The sequence below is a fragment of the Actinobacillus suis ATCC 33415 genome, from assembly GCF_000739435.1.
Taxonomy (GTDB): Bacteria; Pseudomonadota; Gammaproteobacteria; order Enterobacterales; family Pasteurellaceae; genus Actinobacillus; species Actinobacillus suis.
In genome coordinates, this window is sequence record NZ_CP009159.1 from 663,696 (window position 1) to 687,956 (window position 24,261).

General features: G+C 39.8%; 22 protein-coding genes and 1 tRNA gene. 16 read left to right on the forward strand and 7 right to left on the reverse strand.

Annotation, left to right across the window (positions count from 1 at the left end):
* The first annotated feature begins 4 nt into the window (after positions 1-4).
* From menE to mepA, 5 genes are all read left to right on the forward strand, one after another.
* Positions 5-1,432 carry an o-succinylbenzoate--CoA ligase gene (menE, locus tag ASU1_RS03115; RefSeq protein ID WP_039194995.1) on the forward strand — a complete coding sequence of 476 codons (1,428 nt, stop codon included), beginning with the start codon at positions 5-7 and terminating at the stop codon, positions 1,430-1,432.
* A complete protein-coding gene (gene mscK, locus ASU1_RS03120) occupies positions 1,413-4,757 on the forward strand; it encodes a mechanosensitive channel MscK (RefSeq protein ID WP_039194997.1) in 3,345 nt (1,114 codons plus the stop codon). Before menE ends, mscK (ASU1_RS03120) begins: the two co-directional genes overlap by 20 nt.
* 17 nt (positions 4,758-4,774) lie before the next feature.
* Positions 4,775-8,080, forward strand: coding sequence for a mechanosensitive channel MscK (gene mscK / locus ASU1_RS03125; protein WP_014991408.1), 3,306 nt, complete (start codon positions 4,775-4,777; stop codon positions 8,078-8,080).
* Between the two features lie 12 nt (positions 8,081-8,092).
* Positions 8,093-9,175: a chorismate synthase gene (aroC, locus tag ASU1_RS03130; RefSeq protein ID WP_014991409.1), complete on the forward strand. Its 1,083-nt coding sequence runs from the start codon at positions 8,093-8,095 to the stop codon at positions 9,173-9,175.
* 98 nt (positions 9,176-9,273) lie between these two features.
* Entirely contained in the window at positions 9,274-10,104 is an 831-nt protein-coding gene (gene mepA, locus ASU1_RS03135) for a penicillin-insensitive murein endopeptidase (protein WP_014991410.1), read from the forward strand.
* A gap of 58 nt (positions 10,105-10,162) precedes the next feature.
* Here the strand turns inward: mepA and ASU1_RS03140 are convergent, their stop codons facing one another.
* Positions 10,163-11,608, reverse strand: coding sequence for an alkaline phosphatase (locus ASU1_RS03140; protein WP_014991411.1), 1,446 nt, complete (start codon positions 11,606-11,608; stop codon positions 10,163-10,165).
* A gap of 181 nt (positions 11,609-11,789) precedes the next feature.
* On the opposite strand from ASU1_RS03140, the gene ASU1_RS03145 reads away from it, so the two are divergent.
* The 3 genes from ASU1_RS03145 (at position 11,790) to ASU1_RS03155 (ending at position 14,269) form a co-directional block, all read left to right on the forward strand.
* Complete coding sequence (locus ASU1_RS03145) at positions 11,790-13,706, forward strand: DNA topoisomerase III (protein ID WP_014991412.1); 1,917 nt, start codon at positions 11,790-11,792, stop codon at positions 13,704-13,706.
* A 128-nt stretch (positions 13,707-13,834) separates the two neighbouring features.
* Entirely contained in the window at positions 13,835-14,164 is a 330-nt protein-coding gene (secG, locus tag ASU1_RS03150) for a preprotein translocase subunit SecG (protein ID WP_014991413.1), read from the forward strand.
* A gap of 19 nt (positions 14,165-14,183) precedes the next feature.
* Positions 14,184-14,269: transfer RNA gene (locus tag ASU1_RS03155), tRNA-Leu, on the forward strand.
* A gap of 97 nt (positions 14,270-14,366) precedes the next feature.
* Here the strand turns inward: ASU1_RS03155 and ASU1_RS03160 are convergent.
* Entirely contained in the window at positions 14,367-14,552 is a 186-nt protein-coding gene (locus ASU1_RS03160; RefSeq protein WP_014991414.1) for a hypothetical protein, read from the reverse strand.
* Between the two features lie 311 nt (positions 14,553-14,863).
* Here ASU1_RS03160 and degS point away from each other — a divergent pair, with 311 nt between their 5' ends.
* The 8 genes from degS (at position 14,864) to yciH (ending at position 21,372) form a co-directional block, all read left to right on the forward strand.
* The gene (gene degS / locus ASU1_RS03165; protein WP_014991415.1) at positions 14,864-15,892 is read left to right on the forward strand and encodes an outer membrane-stress sensor serine endopeptidase DegS; all 1,029 of its coding nucleotides are present in this window, start codon (positions 14,864-14,866) and stop codon (positions 15,890-15,892) included.
* A gap of 30 nt (positions 15,893-15,922) precedes the next feature.
* Complete coding sequence (gene cmk / locus ASU1_RS03170; RefSeq protein ID WP_014991416.1) at positions 15,923-16,597, forward strand: (d)CMP kinase; 675 nt, start codon at positions 15,923-15,925, stop codon at positions 16,595-16,597.
* A 98-nt stretch (positions 16,598-16,695) separates the two neighbouring features.
* Entirely contained in the window at positions 16,696-18,363 is a 1,668-nt protein-coding gene (gene rpsA / locus ASU1_RS03175) for a 30S ribosomal protein S1 (RefSeq protein WP_014991417.1), read from the forward strand.
* 71 nt (positions 18,364-18,434) lie between these two features.
* Entirely contained in the window at positions 18,435-18,716 is a 282-nt protein-coding gene (locus ASU1_RS03180) for an integration host factor subunit beta (protein ID WP_005622991.1), read from the forward strand.
* Between the two features lie 52 nt (positions 18,717-18,768).
* Positions 18,769-19,059, forward strand: a complete 291-nt coding sequence (locus tag ASU1_RS03185; RefSeq protein ID WP_014991418.1) for a LapA family protein — start codon at positions 18,769-18,771, stop codon at positions 19,057-19,059.
* Positions 19,059-20,246 (forward strand): lipopolysaccharide assembly protein LapB, encoded by a 1,188-nt coding sequence (gene lapB, locus ASU1_RS03190; RefSeq protein ID WP_014991419.1) that lies wholly within the window; start codon positions 19,059-19,061, stop codon positions 20,244-20,246. The genes ASU1_RS03185 and lapB overlap by 1 nt, the downstream gene beginning before the upstream one ends.
* Before the next feature lie 42 nt (positions 20,247-20,288).
* Positions 20,289-20,981 (forward strand): orotidine-5'-phosphate decarboxylase, encoded by a 693-nt coding sequence (gene pyrF, locus ASU1_RS03195; RefSeq protein ID WP_014991420.1) that lies wholly within the window; start codon positions 20,289-20,291, stop codon positions 20,979-20,981.
* A 79-nt stretch (positions 20,982-21,060) separates the two neighbouring features.
* A complete protein-coding gene (yciH, locus tag ASU1_RS03200) occupies positions 21,061-21,372 on the forward strand; it encodes a stress response translation initiation inhibitor YciH (protein WP_014991421.1) in 312 nt (103 codons plus the stop codon).
* 80 nt (positions 21,373-21,452) lie between these two features.
* Here the strand turns inward: yciH and ASU1_RS03205 are convergent, their stop codons facing one another.
* From ASU1_RS03205 to yjgA, 5 genes are all read right to left on the reverse strand, one after another.
* Entirely contained in the window at positions 21,453-21,893 is a 441-nt protein-coding gene (locus ASU1_RS03205; protein ID WP_039195000.1) for a PNPOx family protein, read from the reverse strand.
* 48 nt (positions 21,894-21,941) lie between these two features.
* On the reverse strand, positions 21,942-22,655 hold the full coding sequence (locus ASU1_RS03210) for a DUF554 domain-containing protein (protein ID WP_014991423.1): 714 nt from the start codon (positions 22,653-22,655) through the stop codon (positions 21,942-21,944).
* Positions 22,656-22,657: 2 nt separating this feature from the next.
* On the reverse strand, positions 22,658-23,230 hold the full coding sequence (locus tag ASU1_RS03215) for a UbiX family flavin prenyltransferase (RefSeq protein WP_014991424.1): 573 nt from the start codon (positions 23,228-23,230) through the stop codon (positions 22,658-22,660).
* Between the two features lie 61 nt (positions 23,231-23,291).
* Positions 23,292-23,663, reverse strand: coding sequence for a SirB2 family protein (locus tag ASU1_RS03220; RefSeq protein ID WP_014991425.1), 372 nt, complete (start codon positions 23,661-23,663; stop codon positions 23,292-23,294).
* Between the two features lie 44 nt (positions 23,664-23,707).
* Positions 23,708-24,238: a ribosome biogenesis factor YjgA gene (yjgA, locus tag ASU1_RS03225; protein ID WP_014991426.1), complete on the reverse strand. Its 531-nt coding sequence runs from the start codon at positions 24,236-24,238 to the stop codon at positions 23,708-23,710.
* Positions 24,239-24,261 lie beyond the last annotated feature (23 nt).

Genomic DNA, 24,261 nt, shown 5'->3' on the forward strand with positions numbered 1-24,261 from the left:
ATTTATGGTAAATTTTTCCTTTTTCCCGACCGCTTATTGGGCAGTGAATGCTGCGCAGAGGCAAGCTATTGTGTGGGAAAAGGGAAATACCGATTATTTTCCCTTTCTTTCTTCTTCACTTAATTGGGCGGAATTTCATCGTTTAGTTTCGCAAACGACTGATTTACTTGCTTCTCAAGGCGTGAGAACTAAGCAAATAATTGCTTATTCCGGCACGCATCGGTTAATCGGATTGCTTTGTTATTGTGCAGCGATTGCAATGGGCGCACGTATTTTGATGTTAAATCCGGCATTAAGTGAAAGTCAGCGCCAAACGATCCTTGCAGAATATTCGATTGATATTTTGATTACCGATCAACACTTTGCAAATTTTCAGCAAAATCAGACCGCTTATCCGTTTTCGAATTGGGATGCAACTGAGCCGGCGACGCTTACGCTAACTTCAGGTTCTTCTGGAATACCGAAGGCGGTAGTTCATTCTGTACAAAACCATTTAGAAAATGCTGAAGGTGTGTGTGAATTAATGCAATTTTGCCAAACCAATTCTTGGTTACTAAGTTTGCCGTTGTTTCATGTGTCCGGTCAGGGTATTGTCTGGCGATGGTTGGCGCAAGGGGCAACCTTGGTCGTGAATGAGCAGAAAGATCATTTTTTTGCTTGTTTGGATCGTGTTTCGCACGCCTCATTAGTGCCGACCCAGTTACAGCGTTATTTACAAACTAGAACAGACAAAATCACCGAGGCAAAGAAATTCTTATTAGGTGGTACTGCGATTCCCAAAGCATTGGTAGCGCAAGCGCAGCAGCGAGGCATTACGTGTTATTCCGGCTATGGAATGACGGAAATGGCATCTACTATTTGTGCGGTTGAAAATGAATTGGATAATGTCGGTTATCCACTTAAAGGGCGGGAAGTTAAATTAGTTAACGATGAAATTTGGGTTCGAGGTAGTGGTTTAGCACTCGGTTATTTGCAAAAAAATGGTGAAATTAGACCGCTTGTCAATGAGGAAGGGTGGCTACTCACCAAAGATCGGGGCGAATGGGACTCTGCCGCTAAATTAGTGGTGAAAGGGCGATTGGATAATATGTTTATTTCCGGTGGTGAAAATATTCAGCCGGAGGATGTCGAAAAAGTCATCTATCAATCCGGTTTGGTGAATCAAGTCTTTATTTTACCTGTCGAAGATGCGGAATTTGGTCAACGACCTGTCGCAGTGGTGCAATTTATTTCACCTGATTTTGCAAAAAATTGTGAAAATTTAACCGCTTGGCTTGGCGATAAGCTCGAAAAATTTAAACAACCTATCGCTTATTATCCGCTTGAGCGTGTGCAGCCTCCTACACAAGGCGGCATAAAAATTTCACGTGTACAACTACAAAACGCATTAACTCAATTATTAGGAAAATATCATGATCAAACGTCTGTTTAACCCTTTCTTATTTAGCCTGACTTTGGTGCTTAGTAGTCATGCGCTTTGGGCTGCAGAATTACCGACGGAAAAAGATATCCAAATCCAAATCGATGAGACGAAAAAACTTGAACAGAATGAAGTCAATAAGTCTTTAATCAAAAGCTTGGAAGATACACAAGCGCTTTTAGCACAAATCACACAACAAAAAAGTGATAATTCCGCATTAGAAAAAGAGATTAAAGGTGCTCAGGCGGCGTTACAAGTCAGTAAAACGGATATTGCTAAATTACAGCATACACCTCAAGTTACATTAGAGTCACTGGCTAAATATTCACTTGATGAGCTGCAAAAACGTCTTGCTGCCGCTCAGTCAAGTAGCCAAACAGTACAACAAGATCTAACTACCATTAACGGCAAATTAGTGGCGCAAAACTCTGCGCCAACCAAAGCACAAACGGTGTTAACGACTAACGCAACTCGTAAGCAAGAAATTAGTACTTTGCTCGGTAATGTAAATACCTCACAAACGGAGAGATCCAAATTAGAAACCGAATTAGCGTTACTTGATCTGCAAAATGCCTACAACCAGCTGTTGCTGCGTGGCAGTGATGAATTGGCGGCACTCTATAATAGCCAGTTAGAAGAGAAGAAGTTAGTACAACAAAATATACAAAATGAGTTGAGTCAGCTGCAAAATGCAATTAATGCTAAATTAGTAGAAGAATCTAAAAACAAGGTGGAGCAGGCGGCACAATCACAGCAAGAAGGTACAACTTCAAATACAAATCCGCTTATTATTAAGCAATTAGATCTTAATACGCGTATTAGTGAAGAATTACTGAAGCAAACAACAGATCTCACCCAGCTATCACAGGATAATCTGCGGATTAAAGGCGTGCTTGATAATTTGCAACAAACGCAGCGTAATATCGAAGAACAAATTAGTTCTTTGCAAGGGACGCTGGTGCTTTCTCGTATTATCAATAAACAAAAACAGTCATTACCTCAAGATCAGATGGTGAAGGGCTTATCTAAGCAAATTGCCGATTTAAGGGTGCGTGTTTTTGATCTTACCGAATTTAAAGACAGTATCTCTGATCCGAACGTCTATATTGCGAAATTAGAGAAAGATGAAAAAACCGAACTGACGGCTAAAGAGAAAGACCAACTCAAAAATATCTTGGCGGAGCGTTCAAAAATCTTAGCTGAAATGATAAAGTCTCTGAATAATCAGCTTAATTTATCGATCAATATCGAATTAAATCAGCAACAGGTTCAAACGATTAGTGATACGCTACAAAAGAAATTAGAGCAACAAAGTTTTTGGGTAAAAAGTAATAGCCCGATTGATTTGGATTGGTTTAAGAGCTTTTTAGCGGTAGCAAGTTTTCAGTTAAACGATCTAGCTAAAAAATTCGATTTTTCCAATTGGAAAGACAATATTATTCCTGCAAGTATCTTTGAGATTTTACTTGCACTAGGCGTATTTATTATTTCTCGCCGCAAAGAGCAAATCAAACAGCGCCTAACCCAAATTAATAACAGCATGAAAACGGTGGCAACAGATAGTCAGTGGAATACGCCGCTTGCGATTTTTTGGACCTTGATTCTCTGTTTACCAAGTACCTTTATCTTTTTGATGGTATTTATTTTAATCACCTACATTTGTTTCCAAGATCCGACAGAAGTATGGCCTTGGGGATTAAGAATGTCCGGGTATTGGCTCTATTTTGCATTTATGGTAGCGATGCTGCGCCCAAATGGGATTGGCTATCGACATTTCAATATGCCGCAAAAAAGTAATGCTGTGTTCCGTGATATTTTAAAACGTTCGGTTTGGGTAATCGGTTTAATGTTAAATACAGCGGTATTTAGCAATATTAACGAAATGGGAATTGCCTATGATGTGCTTGGGCAAGTATTTACCATTATAGTGTTAATCAGCATTATTTTTATTGTTGCACCGGGGTTTAGACAGGCGATATCAACTTATCAAAATGTTGCGACCGATGAAGAAAGCCCTCGTAATCTATTATTAAATATTGCTCGTACGGTGTTATTTTTAGCACCAATTGCATTAGTGGTGTTAATCGGTTTAGGTTACTACTATACCTCCTTAATTATTATAGAACATTTAGTATCCACTTATTTTGCAGTCATTACTTGGATTATTCTGCGTAATGTGTTCTACCGTACGTTTAATGTGGCATCGCGTCGTTTAGCTTTCCGTCGTTTACAAGAAAAACGAGAACAAGCATTAGCGAAGGTAACGAATACTGAGCAGCAAATTGTACAATCTGAAGGTGATATTTCATTTGAATTACACGATGACACGTTAGCTGTAAGTGAAATTAAAGACCAAATGTTGAAGCTGACCGATCTTTTACTCTGGGCATCGTTGTTCGGATTACTGTATTGGGTTTGGTCGGATTTAGTCACCGTAGCTTATTATTTAAACGGTGTGACACTTTGGCAGCAAGCAACCGATACGGCTACAGGTGTAGTAATGGAATCGATTACATTACTAAATCTGTTAGTGGCATTCGGTATTCTGTTTGTGACTTACGTGTTAATTCGTAACTTGAGCGGTTTATTAGAGGCTTTAGTGTTTTCTAATTTAAAGCTTTCGCAAGGGACACCTTATACGGTCACAACATTATTAACTTATTTATTGATTGTACTTGGTGCGACACTTGCGTTTGCAACGTTGGGAATGTCATGGTCTAAATTGCAATGGTTATTTACCGCATTATCGGTTGGTTTAGGCTTTGGTATGCAAGAAATCTTTGCAAACTTTGTATCGGGGATCATTATTTTGTTTGAACGTCCGGTACGTATTGGCGATATGATTACTATTGGCACGTTTAACGGTACGGTTTCTAAGATCCGTATTCGTGCAACGACATTAATTGATAATGATAGTAAAGAGGTTATCGTACCGAACAAGGCATTTATTACCGAGCGTATAGTTAACTGGGCGTTGACCACCTCTATGACACGTTTAGTGATTAGTGTGGGGGTTGCGTATGGTTCGGATCTGGATTTAGTTAAGCGCTTGTTATTACAAGCGGCGGAAGAGAATCCAAGTGTACTGAAAGATCCTGCTCCGGTGGCTTATTTCTTAGCGTTTGGTGCGAGTACATTAGATCATGAATTACGAGTACACGTTGGACAGATTTCAGATAGGATGCGCACGGTTGACGAATTAAATCGACGCATCAATCAATTGTTTGCTGAGCATAATATTGAAATTGCCTTTAATCAATTGGATATCTTTATTAAAAATCAAGCGACTAATGAAGAAGTGAAATGGGCAACGGAAAAATTTAACGATAAGAATTAGAGGTATAAAGCTTACTTATGATGTTTAAGAAAGCCTGGCAATTAGTATTACTTGGAGGTCTGTTTCCGCCTTTCCTTTGGGCGGAAACCCAGCAACAAGCGGTTGAAGCAAGCGTCCGTAATCAAATTAGTGCGTTGCAAACCGGTACGCTTGATACGGAACCTAGTTCTGCCGACTCGCAAACGTTAAGTGCAACATTGCAGTTTATTGAGCAGACTAAAAAGCAAAAAAGTGATTTAGTTGCGTTGGAAAAACAAATCCAAAAACTTCCCCAAGAGTTATTGGAAATTGAAGCTCGTATCAAAGATTATAAAGATGCCACGGACTCATTAAAAAATAGTGAGTTCAACGGGTTGTCTTTGGATAAATTAAGCCAAAAGCAGGTGGAGATTCAGGCACAACTACAAGCGGTACAAGTGACATTGAGTGAATTGGATAGTCGTATATCTAATGGGCGTAATCTTTTGTTGAATAATCAAAAGACCACTGAAGAAAATGTAGTGAGAGCGCAGGAAATCACTCGCTTAAAAAATAATAATCAAGCGAGCAAGCCTATGATGGATAGATGGAACGCTGAGCTTGATTATATTGATGCAAATAATAAATTTAATGCACTACTCACAACTAATGCGGAAAAACTGATTGAATTAGATGAGGAGAAAAGAAGTGAAGCGACTGCTCAGCAGCAACTTCTACAGAAGCAATTGGCCATTTTGCAAGATGCCTTAAATGCTAAGCGGTTACAAGAGTCAGAGCAAAAAGCATTACAAGTTGAAAGCCAACAGGTTACGAGTGGTATTCAAAATTTCTTAATTCAAGATGAATTGGAGCATAACCGAGAATTAAGTCAATTCTGGGTTAGACAGACACAAGCGTTAAATGCGTTATCGCAAGATGATTTGCGCACAAAAAATGTATTGGAAGGCTTGGCACAAGCGCAGCGTAATATTGAAGAGCAGATTAGTGCATTGCAAGGTACATTAGTGCTTTCTAAGGTGATTAATCAGCAAATGCAGGCATTGCCGACAGCGAAATTGAATAATGACTTAGCTACCTCAATTGCGAATGTGCGTGTGCATATTTTTGAATATTCGCAGCAACGAGATCAACTATATAATCTTGATGAGTATGTGCGAAATATTACATTAGCGCTTGAAGAGCCGCTGACTTATGAAGAAAACTTGGCGTTGACTAAGCTATTGAAAGAACGCCAAAAATTGCTTGATGATATTATTAAGTCATTAAACAGCCAGCTAAACGTTTCCATTAATATCGAAAATAACCAAAAACAAATTGATGCGATTAGCAGTACACTACAACGTAAATTGCAGCAACAAAGTTTCTGGGTAAACAGTAATAATCCGATGGGTTTGGATTGGATTAAGGCTTTCCCTAAATTAGCGTTTTCTGAGATTGCGGAATTAACGAAGTATATGAGCTTCAGTAATGTCAGTAAGAATTTGTTACCTACGGCATTATTTACCGGTTTCTTTTTATTAATTTCGTTTTTACTGAATTGGAAAAAAAAGGCGATAAAAGACCGCTTGTCTAGGATTGCAAGTCAAGTCAACACATTAAAAAACGATAGTCATTGGTATACACCGGAAGCAATGTTTTGGACATTGTTGCTTGCGCTACCAAGCACCTTAATGTTTTTTACTACTTATAACCTTATCGCTTTTTTATTCTTTGATGATCCGATTTCCGCATGGCGTTGGGGCGTGCGTTTAACTTTATATTGGTGGTTCTTTGCAACGGCTTTATCGCTATTACGCCCGAATGGACTGGCTTATCGCCATTTCGGTATGCCGCAAGAAAGTAACCGCATTTTCCAACGTATTATCAAACAGTCTATTTGGATTATCGGCTTATTATTGATCTCTTCGATTCCGTCTCAAATTGAGATGATCGGCTATCCAAACGATGTGATTGGGCAGGTAATGTCTATTGTTGCGCTTGCACTATGTCTGTTTGTGGTGCGTCCATTATTGGATAGAGGGATTACCGAATACCAGAATGCAAAAACCGAAGACGGTACCATTCGCAATGTGAGCTTATTTAAGCTATTGCGCTTGGTATTAATTGTTGTACCGATCTCATTAATTGTGTTGATTGTATTCGGTTATTACTATACGGCGATTTATCTGATTACGCATTTACTGAATAGCTACTTTGTGATTCTGATTTGGGTATTCGGACGTTATTTTGCTTATCGTGCGGTAACTATTTCGGCACGTCGTTTAGCTTATCGTCGTTTGCAAGAAAAACGACAAAAGATCCGAGAACAAGCGGCGGAACCGCCGAATAAGGATGAAATAAAAGAAGAAGAGTCGATAAAACTTTCGGTGGTTAACCAACAAATTTTCCGTATTACCGATCTTATTGGCTGGGTGGTTTTATTTGGTTTACTCTATGTAGTTTGGTCGGACTTAATCAGTATCGCATATTATTTAGATGGTGTAATTTTATTCGAAAGTAATGATGGTGATAAAGTTGAGGCAATTACTTTATTAAACCTCATGCGAGCTTTCTTGTATGTGATAGTGACTTATGCTTTGGTTAAAAATATTGCCGGTATTTTAGAGGTGATTCTATTCTCACGGATCAAATTATCTAAAGGTACACCACAAACGATTACTACCGTCTTTATTTATACGATTGTGGTTATCGGTGGGGTATCGGCGTTCTCTGCGTTAGGTATTTCGTGGACGAAAATTCAATGGATTTTTACGGCGCTATCCGTGGGGCTTGGTTTTGGGGTTCGTGAAATTTTCGGTAGTGTGGTATCAGGTTCGATTTTATTATTTGAACGTCCGATTCGTGTCGGTGATAAAGTCACTGTTGGACAGCACACAGGCATTATTACCAAAATTCGTTTGCGTTCAACCACATTACTCAATTCGGATAATATGGAAGTAGTATTGCCGAATCAGGCATTTGTCACAGATCGTTTTATTAACTGGACATTAAATAATACGATTACTCGTGTACAATTCTTTCTAAATGTACACTTAGACGACAATCTGCAAAAAGCAAGGGAATTAATCTTGCAAGCAATTGCAGAAGCCCCTAAAGTAGTGGCTGAACCCAAACCGGCAATCAATATTCTACGTTTTCACGATAATGCGCTAGAGCATGAAATCGAAGTGTTTGTAGGAGAATTAGGTGACCGCTCGGAAACTTTAACTTTCTTACATTATCGGATTACCGAATTATTAAAACAAAATCAAATTCGATTCGCTTTCAAACAGTTGGATGTCAATATGCATACGGCAATAGAAGAACAACAAGCGGTCAAATTTAGTGAAAATTTAGCAAAATAAGAAGGAAGCATTATGGCAGGCAACAGCATTGGACAATTATTTAAAGTAACCACATTCGGCGAATCGCATGGTATTGCATTAGGTTGTATCGTGGATGGCGTTCCGCCCAATATGGAACTGTCGGAGGCGGATATTCAGCCCGACTTAGATCGCCGTAAACCGGGGACTTCACGTTATACCACACCTCGTAGAGAGGATGATGAAGTCCAAATTCTGTCCGGTGTGTTTGAAGGCAAAACAACCGGTACTAGCATTGGTTTAATCATTAAGAACGGTGATCAACGCTCGAAAGATTACGGTGATATTGCTGATAAATTCCGTCCGGGACATGCGGATTATACCTATCAGCAAAAATACGGCATTCGTGATTATCGTGGTGGTGGCCGTTCTTCAGCGCGTGAAACGGCAATGCGTGTTGCAGCCGGTGCGATTGCAAAAAAATATTTACGTGAGCAATTCGGCATTGAAGTGCGTGGTTATTTATCACAAATTGGAAATATAAAAATCAATCCGGAAACTGTGGCGGATATCAGTAAAATCGACTGGCAACAAGTGACAAGTAATCCGTTTTTCTGTCCGGATCCGGTTGCTGTGGAAGGCTTTGACGAGTTGATTCGTGACTTGAAAAAAGACGGCGATTCTATCGGTGCAAAATTGACTGTGGTGGCAGAAAATGTACCGGTCGGATTGGGGGAGCCAGTGTTTGACCGCTTAGATGCGGATCTTGCGCATGCGTTGATGTCAATTAATGCGGTAAAAGCGGTTGAAATTGGTGACGGTTTTGCCGTTGTTGAGCAACGCGGTAGTGAGCATCGAGATGAAATGACACCGGAAGGTTTTGTCTCAAATCATGCCGGCGGCATTTTGGGCGGGATCAGCTCCGGCCAACCGATTATTGCACATATCGCATTAAAACCGACATCCAGTATTATGGTACCGGGACGCTCGGTGAATTTAAATAATGAACAAGTCGAACTGGTTACCAAAGGACGCCATGATCCTTGCGTTGGTATTCGTGCAGTGCCGATTGCCGAGGCGATGACAGCGATTATTTTATTGGATCATTTACTTAGATTTAAGGCACAATGCCGTTAAGTCGGTTATAATTAAAACAAGCGGTCTGATTTGCAAGATTTTTTGCAAAAATGACCGCTTGTATTTTTATTTGTTTAAAAAATTTGTAGAAAGCATTTATGAAAAAATTTAAAACTGTTTTGTTATCAGGGCTCCTTAGTTTAGCTGCTTCAACTCAGGCGACTCTTTGGGAGCAAATTCGTACACCGGTTGCCGGACAGCCTCAAGCGATTGGTGGTTATAGCAATGGGTGTATTATCGGTGCGCAGCCGTTAGCATTAAAAGGCGAAGGCTATCAAGTCATTCGCTCGGCACGTAACCGTTTTTACGGACATCCTGACCTACTATCATTTTTACAACGTTTAGCTAAAAATACGAAGAACGCAGGTTTACCTCCGATCTTAATCGGCGATATGGGAATGCCAGCGGGCGGACGTTTTTCTTCCGGTCATGCCAGTCACCAAACCGGCTTAGATGCGGATATTTGGTTTAGATTTGGTCCAATGGATGCAGAAACGGCGAAGAATCCGGCAGGTTTAGCAACATTAATGGTAAATCGTGATGCGCAGGTAGTTGATGAGCGAGTATGGACATCACAACACGCAATGATGGTGAAATTAGCGGCGCAAGATACTCGTGTGGATAGAATCTTTGTTAACCCGGCGATTAAAGTGAAATTATGCAATACCGCCGGTTCAGACAGAAATTGGTTACGCAAAGTGCGCCCTTGGTACGGACACGATTCGCATATGCACGTGCGTTTAAGTTGTCCGCAAAATGCGCCGAATTGTGAAAACCAAGCTCCAATTCCGGCAGGCGATGGTTGTGGTTCAGAGCTTTATTCTTGGTTTGAGCCGGCACCGGCAGGTTCAACCGCATCCAAACCAAAAGTGTTACCGACACCTCCGGTTCAATGCCAGATGATTCTTTCATCGCAAGGACTTAATTAATAAAAAAACGCACCTTAAAATGCTAAGGTGCGTTTTTTCTAGCTATCGCTTTTAACGATTATTCCGCTTTAATCGCAAAAGCTTTGAGCATGGTACGGAAAATATCCGTGTTATCGACAAAGAATTGGCTTTCCGGCGCAGCTTTATAGTACGTACCTAAACCGGCTTCCGGTTTTGCGATATCAAGGAAGTGTTTCGCACCAAAACCTTTAGCAAATACCGGGACCAATTCTCTGGTGTGATTATCTGAATACCAGCGTACCAGCGGTAGTGCGCCTGCACCTTGATTAATGATTTCAGAGTAGAATTTGTCATTTGAGTCGGGACCTTGTAAGAAGCCGTTACCATGGTCGGTGGTTACAATTAATAACGTCTCATCCCAAGAGCTATTGTTCTCAACCCACTTAACAGCTGCTTCGACAGCAAGGTTAAAACTGATTTGCTCTTCGACTAAACGAGGCAGATTATTAGCGTGTGCCGCCCAGTCCACCGCACCGCCTTCCACCATTAAGAAGAAGCCTTTATCATTCTTACTGACCACATTTAATGCACCAAGAGTCATAGTGGCTAAGTCCGGTTGATTTTCAAGTAAATTTCCCGCAGTGACCCCGTCTCGATTAAATTGTAATGTAGCATTATTCGGTACTGTACCGAGAATTTTTTGTTTACCGTTAAAATCTAATTTACCTTCAGCAAGTGCTGCAAAATCTGCTTTACTGTCAATCAATTTGTAATCGGTTTTACCTGCTACTAAATTTTCCCAAGTCTCCTTACCGCCGACAAAACGGAAGTCTTTTTCAGATTTAGGCTGAATCGCTTTACCATTTTGATCGAAATAAGGGTGGCCGGCACCCATAATGACGGATGCTCGTCCGGATTTAACCGCTTCTTGAGCGATCTCTGCGTAATTATTGCGGTTTACATTATGCGATAAGAATCCTGCCGGTGTCGCGTGACTCCATTGTACCGAGCTGATTACCCCAAGAGAACGACCTGATTCCACCACGTATTCGCCAATATTTTTTATATGAGTATCATTGTTCGACCAGTTAATCGCATTATTATAAGTTTTTTGTCCGCTAGCGAGCGCAGTTGCTGCGGCAGCACTATCGGTAAAATCGGTTTGGGCATATTCATACCCACTGAAATAGCTGGTGTAGTTAGTGAGATTACCTTTGTGCTGATAAGCGGATTTATCTTTATTCCAAAGGCTTTTCGGATCGAATTTAACCGAGTTTTTAAGTGAATGGGTAGGCTTGGTTGATGTGTTAAGCGGATAGGTTGAAGCAAATAATTTTACGTCAAATTTATCGTAAACTTCTTTACCTAATGCTCCATGGCGGAAATAGCTTGCCGCTTTCCAAGTATTAATACCGGCACCGTCACTGATCAATAAAATCACATTCTTTGCAGATTTAGGTTGTGCTTGTTCCGCTTGTGCGATTGCACTTTGCTGGAAAGTACTTGCTGCAATAAAAATAAAAGCGATTTTTGATAGCTTCATAAAAAAACTCCTTAAGGTTGCTATATAACTCGGCGTGAAGTTTACTGAGGAAATATGACAGTTTGATGACAATTTGAGAACAAGGAGGCAGATACAGATCTTGGCCAACCTATTGCTTTTTAAAAAGAAAAATCAGACAATTTTGCCCAATAAAAGCAGAATGATGTTAGAGAAAAGAACTTTGAGAGTATTTTTAGCGGAAAAACCAAGTTTAGCAAGGGCAATCGCAGACGTCTTGCCTAAGCCGCATACCCGTGGTGATGGTTATATTCAATGTGGTGAACATGATGTGGTAACTTGGTGTATCGGCCATTTGTTAGAACAAGCTGAGCCGGACGCTTATGATGAGCGTTTTAAAATGTGGCGTATGGAACATTTGCCGATTATTCCGCAACAATGGAAATTAGTGCCCAAAAAAGAAACATTGAAGCAGCTACAAGCGGTCGAAAAATTGGTAAAAAAAGCAGATGTATTGGTAAACGCCGGCGACCCGGACAGAGAAGGGCAGCTGCTCGTTGATGAAGTGTTCAGCTATCTAAATGTACCGGCGGAAAAACGTGACCAGATTCAACGTTGTTTAGTCAGTGATCTCAACCCGAGTGCAGTAAAAAAAGCAATTGATAAATTGCAAAATAATCGTGATTTTATACCGCTTGCAACTTCAGCATTAGCACGTGCAAGGGCGGATTGGCTATACGGCATTAATATGACGCGTGCTTATACTTTACAAGGGCGTTGGGCAGGCTATCAGGGCGTATTATCGGTCGGGCGGGTACAAACTCCAGTATTGGGTTTGATTGTGCGCCGAGATTTGGAAATTGAACATTTTGTACCGAAAGACTATTTTGAAGTATTAGCCCATATCGTTGTACCGGAAACCCAAGGACGTTTTACCGCACAATGGCAACCGAGTAAGGCTTGCGAAGATTATCAAGATGAAGACGGTCGTGTGTTATCCAAAAGTTTGGCGGAAAATGTGGTTAAACGCATTACCGACCAAGCTGCATTGGTAACGGACTATCAGGATAAAATTGAAACCGAAACGGCGCCACTGCCTTACTCATTATCGGTGTTACAAATTGATGCAGCACGTCGTTACGGTTTATCGGCACAGGTAGTGCTGGATATTTGTCAGAAGCTATACGAAACACATAAGTTGATTACTTATCCCCGTTCGGATAACCGTTATTTACCGAATGAGCATTATGCCGACCGTTTTAAGGTAATGGCGGCAATCGCTCATCACTTAGATGAATATAAAGAAAAGCCTGAAGTGGTTAATCCGGAAATCCGTAACCGTTGTTGGAATGATAAAAAGGTTGACGCGCACCATGCCATTATTCCGACCGCTCGCCAAGGCTCGGTACAACTAACTGAAAACGAAAAACGTATTTATCAATTGATTGCCCGTCAATACTTAATGCAATTTTGTCCGGATGCAGAATATCGAAAAGGTAAAATTGTATTGGATATCGCTGGTGGAACATTTAATGCGCAAGCCCGAAACTTAATTGTTGCCGGTTGGAAATCATTACTAGGCAAAGAAGACAGTGATGAAGTACTAGAGCCGTTGTTACCAGTTGTGAAAAAAGGGCAGCAGTTACATTGTGAAAAGGGCGAGATTGTCAGTAAGAAAACTCAGCCGCCTCGTCATTTTACCGATGCAAGTTTATTATCGGCGATGACCGGTATTGCGCGTTTTGTGCAAGATAAACAGCTTAAAAAGGTATTACGTGAAACGGACGGTTTAGGGACGGAAGCTACCCGTGCTGGGATCATCGAATTACTGTTCAAACGAGGATTTTTAGTCAAAAAAGGACGTAATATCCATAGCACGGAAGCAGGTCGAATTTTAATTAGTGCGTTGCCGGATGAAGCAACTCAGCCGGATATGACAGCACATTGGGAAATGCAATTGACCGACATCAGTAAAAAGCAAGCGAGTTATCAGCAATTTATGGCAACGTTAACCGGCAAGCTTCCTGAATTGTTACATACGGAAAGACAGAAATTGCAAAATTTGAGTCGAATCCAACCGCCTGCCTCTTATCGTAAGCGGTCAAATTTTAAGAAAAATTTACAAACTGCTGAAAAATAAGGCAAATGTATAGTTGGAATAAAAAAATCACTTGCAAGCGGCAGGCTAAATCTATATTATGCTCGCCATCGCAAGTTGATTTTAATTTTAAAATCTGAAATTTATCGCGGAAAAAATAGAGAGTTTAAATGTTAAACGTACTAACAATTATTTATCTCGTTGTTGCAATTGCATTAATTGGTTTTATTTTAATGCAGCAAGGTAAAGGCGCTGATGCCGGTGCTTCTTTTGGAGCAGGCGCTGCCGGAACTGTTTTCGGTTCAGCAGGTTCAGCAAACTTCTTATCAAGAACGACAGCGATTTTAGCAGTTATCTTTTTTGGTATTAGCTTACTTATTGGTAATTTGAATTCACACCAAGTAGCACCAAAAAGTCAATTCGAAGATTTAAGCGGTGTGCAACAAAAGGTTGAACAGCCTGCAAAAGTAGAAACCCAAAATAACGATATTCCTCAATAGTTTTGGGAACAGAATTAAAGCTCTGGTGGTGGAATTGGTAGACACGCTATCTTGAGGGGGTAGTGTCCATAGGATGTGCGAGTTCGAGTCTCGCCCAGAGCACCAAAATTAGAAACCTAATCGAAAGATTAGGTTTTTTTATGCCCTAAAAAATAGCCTGCTTATCACAGGCTATTTTTGTATATAGGTATATCACAATTTTCTAAATCGGTTGATTATCTTCTACTTCCTCAACTAATTTCTCACCTTTGCGAGTAAGTGCAAATAAAATGCTCAATAAACCTAAAGTAAATGCAGCCCAGCCGAAAATAATGGAATTCCATCCTTCCGCCACATAGCTAATTGCCGCACAGCCCATCGTTAATAAAGTCGTTATAAATGTTCGCATTACAGCTCCGATACATTTGTTATTTTTATAAATAGTTAAATAAGACCTGAGGAGTATGAGTTACTCCACAAAAGACTCAGTATTAAATTATGATCGTTTAATAACTGATCAGACCCCTTAAAAGGGCGCGCCATTATAACGATTTTTTGAGAATACACAATTAAAAGTATACAAAAGTAGCAAATATAATCAGATTTATCTTCTCTCTTTGCGAGAGAATGTACGATAAAGGTAAGGAATGACCTGTTCTAAACAAGAAAATTCTTATATAATATCAAGTTCACTATGTTAGGAAAATTAAAGGATTGAGAATGAAGAAAAAAGCAATACAGGCAGTGGGTTTCGGACTTTTTTGTGCGTTTTTAATTCTCTATATCGCTCCTTTAGTCAATAATAAGATTCATGCTGTAGGGCAATCGAATATTGCTATCGCCAGTTATCATGATGCGGTGAAATTGGCTTCTCCAGCGGTAGTAAATGTTTACAACCGTTCTCCAAGCCAAAATGGGGATACTTTTGAAGTTAAAAATCTTGGGTCTGGTGTAATTATGACTGCCGATGGTTATATTTTGACGAACAAGCATGTTATTCAAAATGCGGCGCAGATCATTGTTGCACTACAAACCGGTAAGATTTCAGATGCGATTTTGGTCGGAGACGATACGCTCACCGATTTGGCAGTGCTGAAGATTAAAGCGGAAAATTTACCGACAATTCCTCAGAATGACGAACGTCCAATTCGTATCGGAGATGTCGTATTTGCGATCGGTAACCCATTTAACTTAGGACAAAGTATTACACAAGGGATTATTAGTGCGACAGGCCGTAATGCTTTAACGGACGGAGGTCGTCAGAATTTTATTCAAACCGATGCTTCGATTAACCGAGGTAATTCGGGAGGGGCATTGATAAACTCAGCAGGGGAATTAGTCGGAATTAATACGTTAAGCCTAGGTAAAACCAGTGATGAATTGGCAGAAGGGTTGAACTTTGCTATTCCAATTAATTTAGCTAAGCAAATTATGGATAAAATTATCAAAGACGGTCGAGTGATTCGAGGTTACTTTGGGGTAAATAGCTCACTCTATTCCACGGCTAGTCAGGAAAAAACTAAAGGGGTATTAATTACCGGTGTTGCGGAAAACGGTCCGGCGGCACAAGCTGGGATCGAAGAAAATGACCGTATCTTGAAAGTGGGGAATGTTGACGCTGAATCACCAACTCAGATGATGGATTTACTGGCAAATATGAAGCCGGGTACGCAAGTTAAAGTACAAATTTTACGTAACGGACAGGTTATGGAAGTGAATGTAATTATCGGTGAATTCCCAGAATTATAATGCTTTTGTCACTTTAGGTAGGAACGAAGAATGAGCAATTTTATTATTACTGTTGATGGCCCTAGTGGTGCTGGCAAAGGCACATTATGTCATGCATTAGCGGAAAAATTAGGGTTTGATTTTTTAGATTCAGGCGCAATTTATCGAATTACCGCATTAGCGGCATTAAAAGCGGGTGTCGCATTAGATGACGAAGAGCGTATTGCTGAAGTAGGTCGTCACCTTAATGTGAAATTTATTCCTGAAAATGGCGAGATAAAAGTTATATTAGACGGTGAGAATGTCGGTGATCAAATTCGTACTGCTGAAGCTGGACAAAATGCTTCAAAAGTAGCGGTTTTCCCTAAAGTACGAGATGCATTATTACAACGTCAGCGTGATTTCAGTTCTCCGAACGGTTTAATTGCAGATGGACGAGATATGGGGACAGTCGTATTCCCTGAAGCCCAAGTAAAGTTATTTCTCGATGCCAGCGCCGAAGAACGCACAAAAAGACGTGTAAAACAGTTGCAAGAAAAGGGATTTAATGCTAACTTTGACGAGATTTTAGCCGAGATTAAAGAGCGAGACTTTCGCGATAGAAATCGCGCTGTTGCGCCTTTGGTTCCAGCTAAAGATGCGTTATTGTTAGACTCGACAAATCTGTCGATTGAAGAGGTAATTGCTCAAGCATTAGAGCATATTGCCAAATTCAGAACAATTTAATGTTTATTTTGCTGAACATAGGATGTGTTTGGTGATTATTACTAACCCCGTTTAACAGGATGTTGGATGGATGTTCATTTTTATTTAAGAAGAAAATTATGTCAGAAAATTTTGCTCAACTACTTGAAGAATTCCTAGCAACAGAAGCTCGTTTAGGTTCTGTAGTTAAAGGTACTGTAGTAGCTATTCAAAAAGGCTATGTAATCGTTGATACAGGTTTCAAATCTGAATCATCAATCCCAGCTGAAGAATTCACAAACGCACAAGGCGAACTTGAAGTTCAAGTTGGCGACCAAGTAGATGTGGTTCTTAAAGCAGTTGAAGATGGCTTCGGTGAAACAGTAGTTTCTCGTGGTGATGCAAAACGTAACGAAGCTTGGATTGCTTTAGAGAAAGCATTCGAAGAACAAGCTACAGTTATCGGTTTTGTTAACGGTAAAGTGAAAGGCGGTTTCACTGTTGAATTAAACGGTGTTCGTGCATTCTTACCAGGTTCATTAGTTGATACTCGTCCAGTTCGTGATTCTTTAAACTTAGAAGGTAAAGAATTAGAATTCAAAGTAATCAAACTTGACCAAAAACGTAACAACGTAGTTGTTTCTCGTCGTGCTGTAATCGAATCAGAAAGCAACCAAGATCGTGATGAAGTATTAGCGAACTTAGTTGAAGGTTCTGTAGTTAAAGGTACAGTTAAAAACTTAACTGACTACGGTGCATTCGTTGATTTAGGTGGCGTTGACGGTTTATTACACATCACTGATATGGCTTGGAAACGTGTTAAACACCCAAGCGAAGTTGTTAACGTAGGTGATGAAGTAACTGTTAAAGTATTAAAATTTGACAAAGATCGTACTCGTGTATCATTAGGCTTAAAACAATTAGGTCAAGATCCATGGGCTGCAATCGCTCAAAACCACCCAGTAAACAGCAAATTAACTGGTAAAGTAACTAACTTAACAGACTACGGCTGCTTCGTTGAAATTTTAGACGGTGTTGAAGGTTTAGTTCACGTTTCAGAAATGGATTGGACAAACAAAAACATCCACCCATCTAAAGTTGTTAGCGTAGGTGATGTAGTTGAAGTAATGGTACTTGAAGTTGATGAAGAACGTCGTCGTATCTCATTAGGTTTAAAACAATGTAAAGCAAACCCTTGGGAACACTTCGCAGCAACTCACAACAAAAACGATAAAGTGACAGGTAAAATCAAATCTATCACTGATTTCGGTATCTTCATCGGTCTTGAAGGTGGTATCGACGGTTTAGTTCACTTATCTGACATTTCTTGGAATGTTTCAGGTGAAGAGGCTGTTCGTAACTACAAAAAAGGTGACGAAGTAGAAGCAGTTGTATTACAAGTTGATGCAGTGAAAGAGCGTATTTCTTTAGGTATCAAACAATTAGAATCAGATCCGTTCACAAACTTCGTAGACAGCACTAAAAAAGGTGCTATCGTGACTGGTAAAGTTGTAGAAGTTGATGCTAAAGGTGTTAAAGTTGAGTTAGAAGGTGGCGTGGAAGCGTTCATCCGTGCTAACGAAGCAACTCGTGATCGCGTTGAAGATATCACTACAGTAATTTCTGCTGGTGATTCAATCGAAGCGAAATACACTGGCGTTGATCGTAAATCTCGCGTTGTTAACTTATCTGTTCGTGCGAAAGATGAAGCTGAAGAATCAGCAGCAATCGCTCAAGTGAACAAACAACAAGAAGTTGAGATGCCAAACGCAATGGCAGCAGCTTTCCAAGCAGCTAAAGGCGAATAATTAGCGTCTTTCTAATTGAAAGCGGATATGTGAAAGCATATCCGCTTTGATTTAAATAATCAGGAGAAACTATGACTAAATCAGAACTTATTGACAATTTAGTATCACTTAATCCGACATTACAAGTAAAATCTGTAGAAGATGGCGTAAAAGAGCTTTTAGAGCAAATTATGTTGTCTTTAGAACAGGGTGAACGAGTTGAAGTAAGAGGATTTGGTAGTTTTTCTTTACATTATCGCCAGCCTCGTCTAGGTCGTAATCCTAAAACAGGTGAGAGTGTTAAATTAGATGCGAAATACGTCCCTCATTTTAAAGCGGGAAAAGATTTAAAAGAGCGTGTTGATTTAGCATAAATAGTTGTATCATAACTATTTGTTTTACCTATCTAAATAGAGGAAAGAGACGATGAAATATATTTTAGGTATTTTAATTACCTTAGCGGTAATTATGGTTGCGGTGACCATTGGTGCAAATAACGATCAATTGATCACTTTCAATTATGTCCTTGCTCAGAGCGAATTACGTTTATCTAGCCTCGTTGCCATTTTATTTGGTTTTGGCTTAATTTTAGGTTGGTTAATTACGGGTGTATTTTATTTACGTCTTAAATTACAAAATATTGCACTCAATCGCCGAGTGAAAAGACAGGCGCAGCAAATTACAGAATTAACGACCACTACGCCAAAGGCTGAGTAATGCTTGAACTACTGTTCCTTTTATTGCCAATTGCCGCTCTTTATGGGTGGTATATGGGACAACGAAGTGCAAAAAGGGATCAAGAATCTGTCAATAATAAATTTTCCCGTGATTATGTTACGGGGTTAAATTTTCTTTTATCTAATCAGCAGGAAAAGGCAGTTGATCTTTTTCTGTCTATGCTCCAAAAACAAGAATCTGAAAATCAGATCACTACCGAATCTCAATTTGAAGCTGAACTTACACTCGGGAATTTATTTCGTTCCCGTGGTGAGGTTGATCGTGCTTTACGTATTCACCAAGCGCTTGATGCGAGTCCACATTATTCCATAGAACAAAAATTACTTGCTAAACAGCAATTGGCAAAAGACTTTATGGCTGCCGGTTTTTATGATCGTGCTGAAAATTACTATATTTTATTACTTGATGAGCCTGAGTTTGCTGTTAATTCGTTAACACAATTAATGGTAATTTATCAGAAAACTAAAGAATGGAAGAAGGCGATCAATGTTTCCGAAAAGCTGTTAAAAATTGAGCCGGATACAGATAAAGTACCATTAGCACATTATTATTGTGAATATGCTCAAACAATAAAAACGGAAAATGTTGAAGAACATTTAAATGCTTTGAAGAAAGCCTTGGAATATTCTCCACTTTGTGCGAGAGCGTCGATTTTATTAGGCGATTATTATTTAGAACAATACCAATTTAAACAAGCTTTAGTGCATTTTGAACATTTGGTGGTACAAGACCCGAGTTATATCAGTGAAGTGTTAAATAAAATTAAGGCTTGTTATATTGCGCTTAATGATTTAGTTAATTATGAGTTATTCCTTATTCGAGCTAATCAGATAAAGCATAACAGTAGTGTAGATATTGCGTTAACTGAATTTATTGAACAAAAAGATGGCATCACAGCGGCACATTCAAAGCTTTATCAGCAATTGAGTCAGTATCCTAATATGTTGACCTTTCATCGTTTTATCCATTATCAGATTAATGAAGCGGAGGACGGAAGAGCAAAAGACAGTTTGGTACTTTTACATAACATGGTTGGCGATCGTATTAAAAAAGGCTTCCAATATCGCTGCTTAAACTGTGGTTACCAAAGTTATCGTCTAAGTTGGTATTGTCCTTCTTGTCGCCAATGGGAACAAATTAAACCGATTCACAGTATTGATACATAAACACGCAAGTATATTTATAAACTGAAAATTGAGGAGTCCGATATGGATAATAAAATTATTGTTGCCTTAGATTATGAAACGGAACATGAAGCCTTAAGCTTTGTGGATCAAGTCGATCCGTCTCTTTGCCGTTTAAAAGTGGGCAAAGAAATGTTTACCACCTTAGGAACAAATTTTGTTAAACAATTACATGAACGTAAATTTGATGTTTTCCTCGATTTAAAATATCACGACATTCCGAATACTGTTGCACGTGCGGTTCGTTCTGCTGCCGATTTAGGTGTTTGGATGGTCGATTTGCACGCTTCAGGTGGTTTAACCATGATGGAAGAAGCGAAAAAAATCTTAGAGCCGTATGGTAAAGATGCGCCGTTATTAATTGCAGTAACAGTATTAACCAGTATGGAAGATTTAGACTTGTTACAAATTGGAATCAACGCTTCACCGATGGAACAAGTTATTCGTTTAGCGCATCTTGCACAACGTGCCGGTTTAGACGGTGTGGTTTGTTCTCCACAAGAAGTAGAAGTGCTTCGTACGCATTGTGGTAAAGACTTTAAATTAGTCACACCGGGTATTCGCCCGGAAGGTTCGGATTTCGGTGATCAGCGTCGTGTAATGACACCAAAACAAGCAATTGATACTGGTTCAGACTATTTAGTGATTGGTCGACCGATTACCCAAGCTCAAGACCCATTAGCGGTATTAAAATCAATTAATGCTTCTATTCGTTAATTGATGATTGATTGTCTAAGGTGGGCTGTACGTCCACCTTTTTTATTTTAAGCGGTCAAATTTTTAGGATTTTTTACTGATGACATTAGTATATTCAACAGAGAGTGGGCGTATTGTGCCTGAGAAAGTAAAAGCGGAGCGTCCCAAAGGTGACGGAATTGTGCGCATTCAGCGTCAAACCAGCGGCAGAAAAGGTAAGGGCGTGTGTGTGATCAGCGGATTGGATTTGGATGATGTTGAACTCAAATTATTAGCGGCAGAACTGAAAAAACGCAGTGGTGTTGGCGGCTCAGTAAAAGATGGATTGATTGAGATTCAAGGTGATAACCGAGACTTACTGAAACAAATCTTGGAACAAAAAGGCTTTAAAGTAAAACTTGCCGGTGGTTAAGCATCATTATACAAGCGGTTAAATTTGGCTAAATTTTTGCAAAAAATTAGTGAAATTTAACCGCTTGTTTCTTAGAAAAGCTAGATTTTTTCTCTTTCCCAAATGGTTTTCTTTGCGAAAACCAATTTATTCCCAGTATGTTTAATCATATCAAAGCGAATTTCCCATACATCACTCGGTTTTAAGCGGGCGATTGGATGGCGAGTATAATAGCAATCTAAAGCCTCCTGGCGAGCTGCTGAATCAATTAAACTGTTGCAATGCGCTGAGAATTGAACGCCTTCAATGTCGGTAAGCGTTTCAACTTGAGCGGCAATTGTGCCTACAACATGTGAGTTTTTTTGCATCAACAGACCGTGGCGAGTGTTTTTATCAGTAAGAATGATTAAGCGAACTTGTTCGCTATCGAAAGCATAAAAACAGTTTGCCGCCCAAAAGTCATTTTCGCCATAGACAGCAAAACTCACGACATGATTTTGCTGGATAAAACGGCTGATATGGGAGGGAAGATTCTGCATCATATATTCTTTTTTAGAATATCCCGCCAGAATAGTGGGATATTGCGTCTATTAAGCTACAAACATTTGCCAAAAATAAGAGAAAGGCATCACTAAAATCAGTGCCGGCAGCATATTGGCAACGGCAAAATGTTTGATACCGCAGATACGTAAGCCGGTTGCGAGCATAATGAAACCGCCAGCAGTTGAGAAGTCGGCGAGCATATTGGGTGTAGTGAGTGGCATAATCAAGCTGGCTAATAATGCTAAGCTGACTTGCACGAGAATCAATGGCACGGCAATGCTTGAAACCGCATAACCCAAAGTGGCGGCAAAAATGCCGGCAGTGAAGAAATCTAAAATTGCTTTAATAAACAATACGGATGGGTCTCCGGTCATGCCTTCTTTCATTGAGCCGAATACACCCATACCGCTGGCACAAAATAGAATGAGAATTGCCACAAATTGATTTAAGAATTCTTGGTGTGAAACACCAGATGGTGGGAAAATTTTATCCACCGCACCTCGCATTTTTCCGGCTAAGCTACCGATACCTTTTTCTAAATAAATTAACTCACCGATAATTGTGCCGACAATGAGTGCCAATACCACCGCAGACATATTTTTAGCGCCGATAATCAACATAATGCCCAAGCCCATTGAGCAAAGACCAAACAGTGGAGGTAAATTACTTTTTACTCGCTCGGGTAATTTTGAGCCTAAAAATGCACCGATAAGCCCACCGACTAATACGGCGGCACCATTGACATAAGGGCCTACAAGCATGTTTACTCCTTATTGTTTGCTTCGCCCCAGCGAGGCATAGGGAAATCGAAATCAAATAGATCCAACGCCTTAGAAACACTGTGTGTCACCAGCTCATCTATGGTAGTTGGGTTTTGATAGAAAGCGGGTACCGGCGGGAAAATGATGCCGCCCATTTCTGTGACACGACGCATATTATCAATATGAGCTAAGTTGAATGGCGTTTCTCGTACCATTAGCACTAATTTTCTACGTTCTTTAAGCACTACATCCGCTGCTCGAGTTAAAAGATTATCGCTAAAGCCAAGAGCAATCGCTGAAAGTGTACGAATAGAGCATGGAGCGACCAGCATCCCGAGGGTTTTAAAAGATCCGCTGGCAATGCTCGCACCGACATTATGAATTGAATGTACTTGTGAAGCTAAATCCAACAGCTGTTCTCGCTCAATATTTGTTTCTAATGAGCGAGTCATTTCTGCTCCTTTAGTGAGGACTAAATGGGTTTCCACATCAAGCGATTTAAGTAATTCAAGTGCTTTATAGCCGTATTGAAAGCCGCTTGCACCACTAATACCAATAATAATTCGTTGTTTCATAAGTAACTAAAAAAGCGGTCGAATTTTGCAAAAAAATTGCAAATTTTGACCGCTTATAAGATTAGCGTAAGGTTGCTACCAACATGGTTAACATAAAGCTTACCACAGCTAAGATAAAGTTTTTAAGCGAGAATGGTTGTGATTTTTTAAATGCTTTCGCACTGAATACGATATAAAGCACTAAAAACGCAATCTTAGGGATAAGCCATTGCATTTCATTTAGAGCATAGATACCGTTTGAAAGTAAAATCACGAGTAGAATGATACCTGAAACAAGTAATAGCGTATCAATCAGGTGTGGAGCAATACGTAAAATTTTATATTGACGCCAGTCCACCATTTTTGACGCGAGTACGCCACGTGTTAGTAACAAGATCAAGCTGATATAGGCAAAGCCTACATGGACTAACACTAATTGAGGAAAAAATTCCATAATCACTCCTAATTAAATAAAAAACAAGCGGTCAAAATTGCCAATTATTCTGCAATTTCAGTTTTTAAATATTGGAAAATCTCTCGATAGTTTTTAGCCGGTTTATTCGCCTCACGTTCTTTTTGTGCACCACGAATCAAGTTGCGTAAATGCTGGCGATCTAATTGCGGGTACTCGTTCAGTAAATGATTTAAAGACGCATCGCCCATATTGACTAGTTGATCACGCACTAATTCCAGCTTGTGTAGTAACGCTTGCTGTTGGTTATGGCGATTTTTCACTTTATCCAATGCGTCTTGGATCGGCTCCGGATCACGATTACGCAATAATTTACCGATAAACTGAATTTGACGGCGGCGAGCTTCAAGTTTAAAACCTTGTGCTTGACGAATGGCTTCTTTTAAATCTTCATCAAGAGGGATCTTTTCGAGGTTTTGCGGGGTTAATTCAATTAATTCCGCTCCGAGTTTTTTTAGATGTTCCGAGTCTCGTTTGATTTCGCTTTTACTTACCCAGATGATTTCTTCTTCCTCATCCGTCCAATCAATTTCATTTTTGCTACGTTTTTTAGCCATTGTTATTCCTTCAATCGTAAAAA

Bases quoted from the DNA above. Each gene is read 5' to 3' on its own strand.
- menE (WP_039194995.1), top strand. From the start codon at position 5: ATGGTAAATTTTTCCTTTTTCCCGACCGCTTATTGGGCAGTGAATGCT.
- mscK (WP_039194997.1), top strand. From the start codon at position 1,413: ATGATCAAACGTCTGTTTAACCCTTTCTTATTTAGCCTGACTTTGGTG.
- mscK (WP_014991408.1), top strand. From the start codon at position 4,775: ATGATGTTTAAGAAAGCCTGGCAATTAGTATTACTTGGAGGTCTGTTT.
- aroC (WP_014991409.1), top strand. From the start codon at position 8,093: ATGGCAGGCAACAGCATTGGACAATTATTTAAAGTAACCACATTCGGC.
- mepA (WP_014991410.1), top strand. From the start codon at position 9,274: ATGAAAAAATTTAAAACTGTTTTGTTATCAGGGCTCCTTAGTTTAGCT.
- ASU1_RS03140 (WP_014991411.1), bottom strand. From the start codon at position 11,608: ATGAAGCTATCAAAAATCGCTTTTATTTTTATTGCAGCAAGTACTTTC.
- secG (WP_014991413.1), top strand. From the start codon at position 13,835: ATGTTAAACGTACTAACAATTATTTATCTCGTTGTTGCAATTGCATTA.
- ASU1_RS03160 (WP_014991414.1), bottom strand. From the start codon at position 14,552: ATGCGAACATTTATAACGACTTTATTAACGATGGGCTGTGCGGCAATT.
- degS (WP_014991415.1), top strand. From the start codon at position 14,864: ATGAAGAAAAAAGCAATACAGGCAGTGGGTTTCGGACTTTTTTGTGCG.
- cmk (WP_014991416.1), top strand. From the start codon at position 15,923: ATGAGCAATTTTATTATTACTGTTGATGGCCCTAGTGGTGCTGGCAAA.
- rpsA (WP_014991417.1), top strand. From the start codon at position 16,696: ATGTCAGAAAATTTTGCTCAACTACTTGAAGAATTCCTAGCAACAGAA.
- ASU1_RS03180 (WP_005622991.1), top strand. From the start codon at position 18,435: ATGACTAAATCAGAACTTATTGACAATTTAGTATCACTTAATCCGACA.
- ASU1_RS03185 (WP_014991418.1), top strand. From the start codon at position 18,769: ATGAAATATATTTTAGGTATTTTAATTACCTTAGCGGTAATTATGGTT.
- lapB (WP_014991419.1), top strand. From the start codon at position 19,059: ATGCTTGAACTACTGTTCCTTTTATTGCCAATTGCCGCTCTTTATGGG.
- pyrF (WP_014991420.1), top strand. From the start codon at position 20,289: ATGGATAATAAAATTATTGTTGCCTTAGATTATGAAACGGAACATGAA.
- yciH (WP_014991421.1), top strand. From the start codon at position 21,061: ATGACATTAGTATATTCAACAGAGAGTGGGCGTATTGTGCCTGAGAAA.
- ASU1_RS03205 (WP_039195000.1), bottom strand. From the start codon at position 21,893: ATGATGCAGAATCTTCCCTCCCATATCAGCCGTTTTATCCAGCAAAAT.
- ASU1_RS03210 (WP_014991423.1), bottom strand. From the start codon at position 22,655: ATGCTTGTAGGCCCTTATGTCAATGGTGCCGCCGTATTAGTCGGTGGG.
- ASU1_RS03215 (WP_014991424.1), bottom strand. From the start codon at position 23,230: ATGAAACAACGAATTATTATTGGTATTAGTGGTGCAAGCGGCTTTCAA.
- ASU1_RS03220 (WP_014991425.1), bottom strand. From the start codon at position 23,663: ATGGAATTTTTTCCTCAATTAGTGTTAGTCCATGTAGGCTTTGCCTAT.
- yjgA (WP_014991426.1), bottom strand. From the start codon at position 24,238: ATGGCTAAAAAACGTAGCAAAAATGAAATTGATTGGACGGATGAGGAA.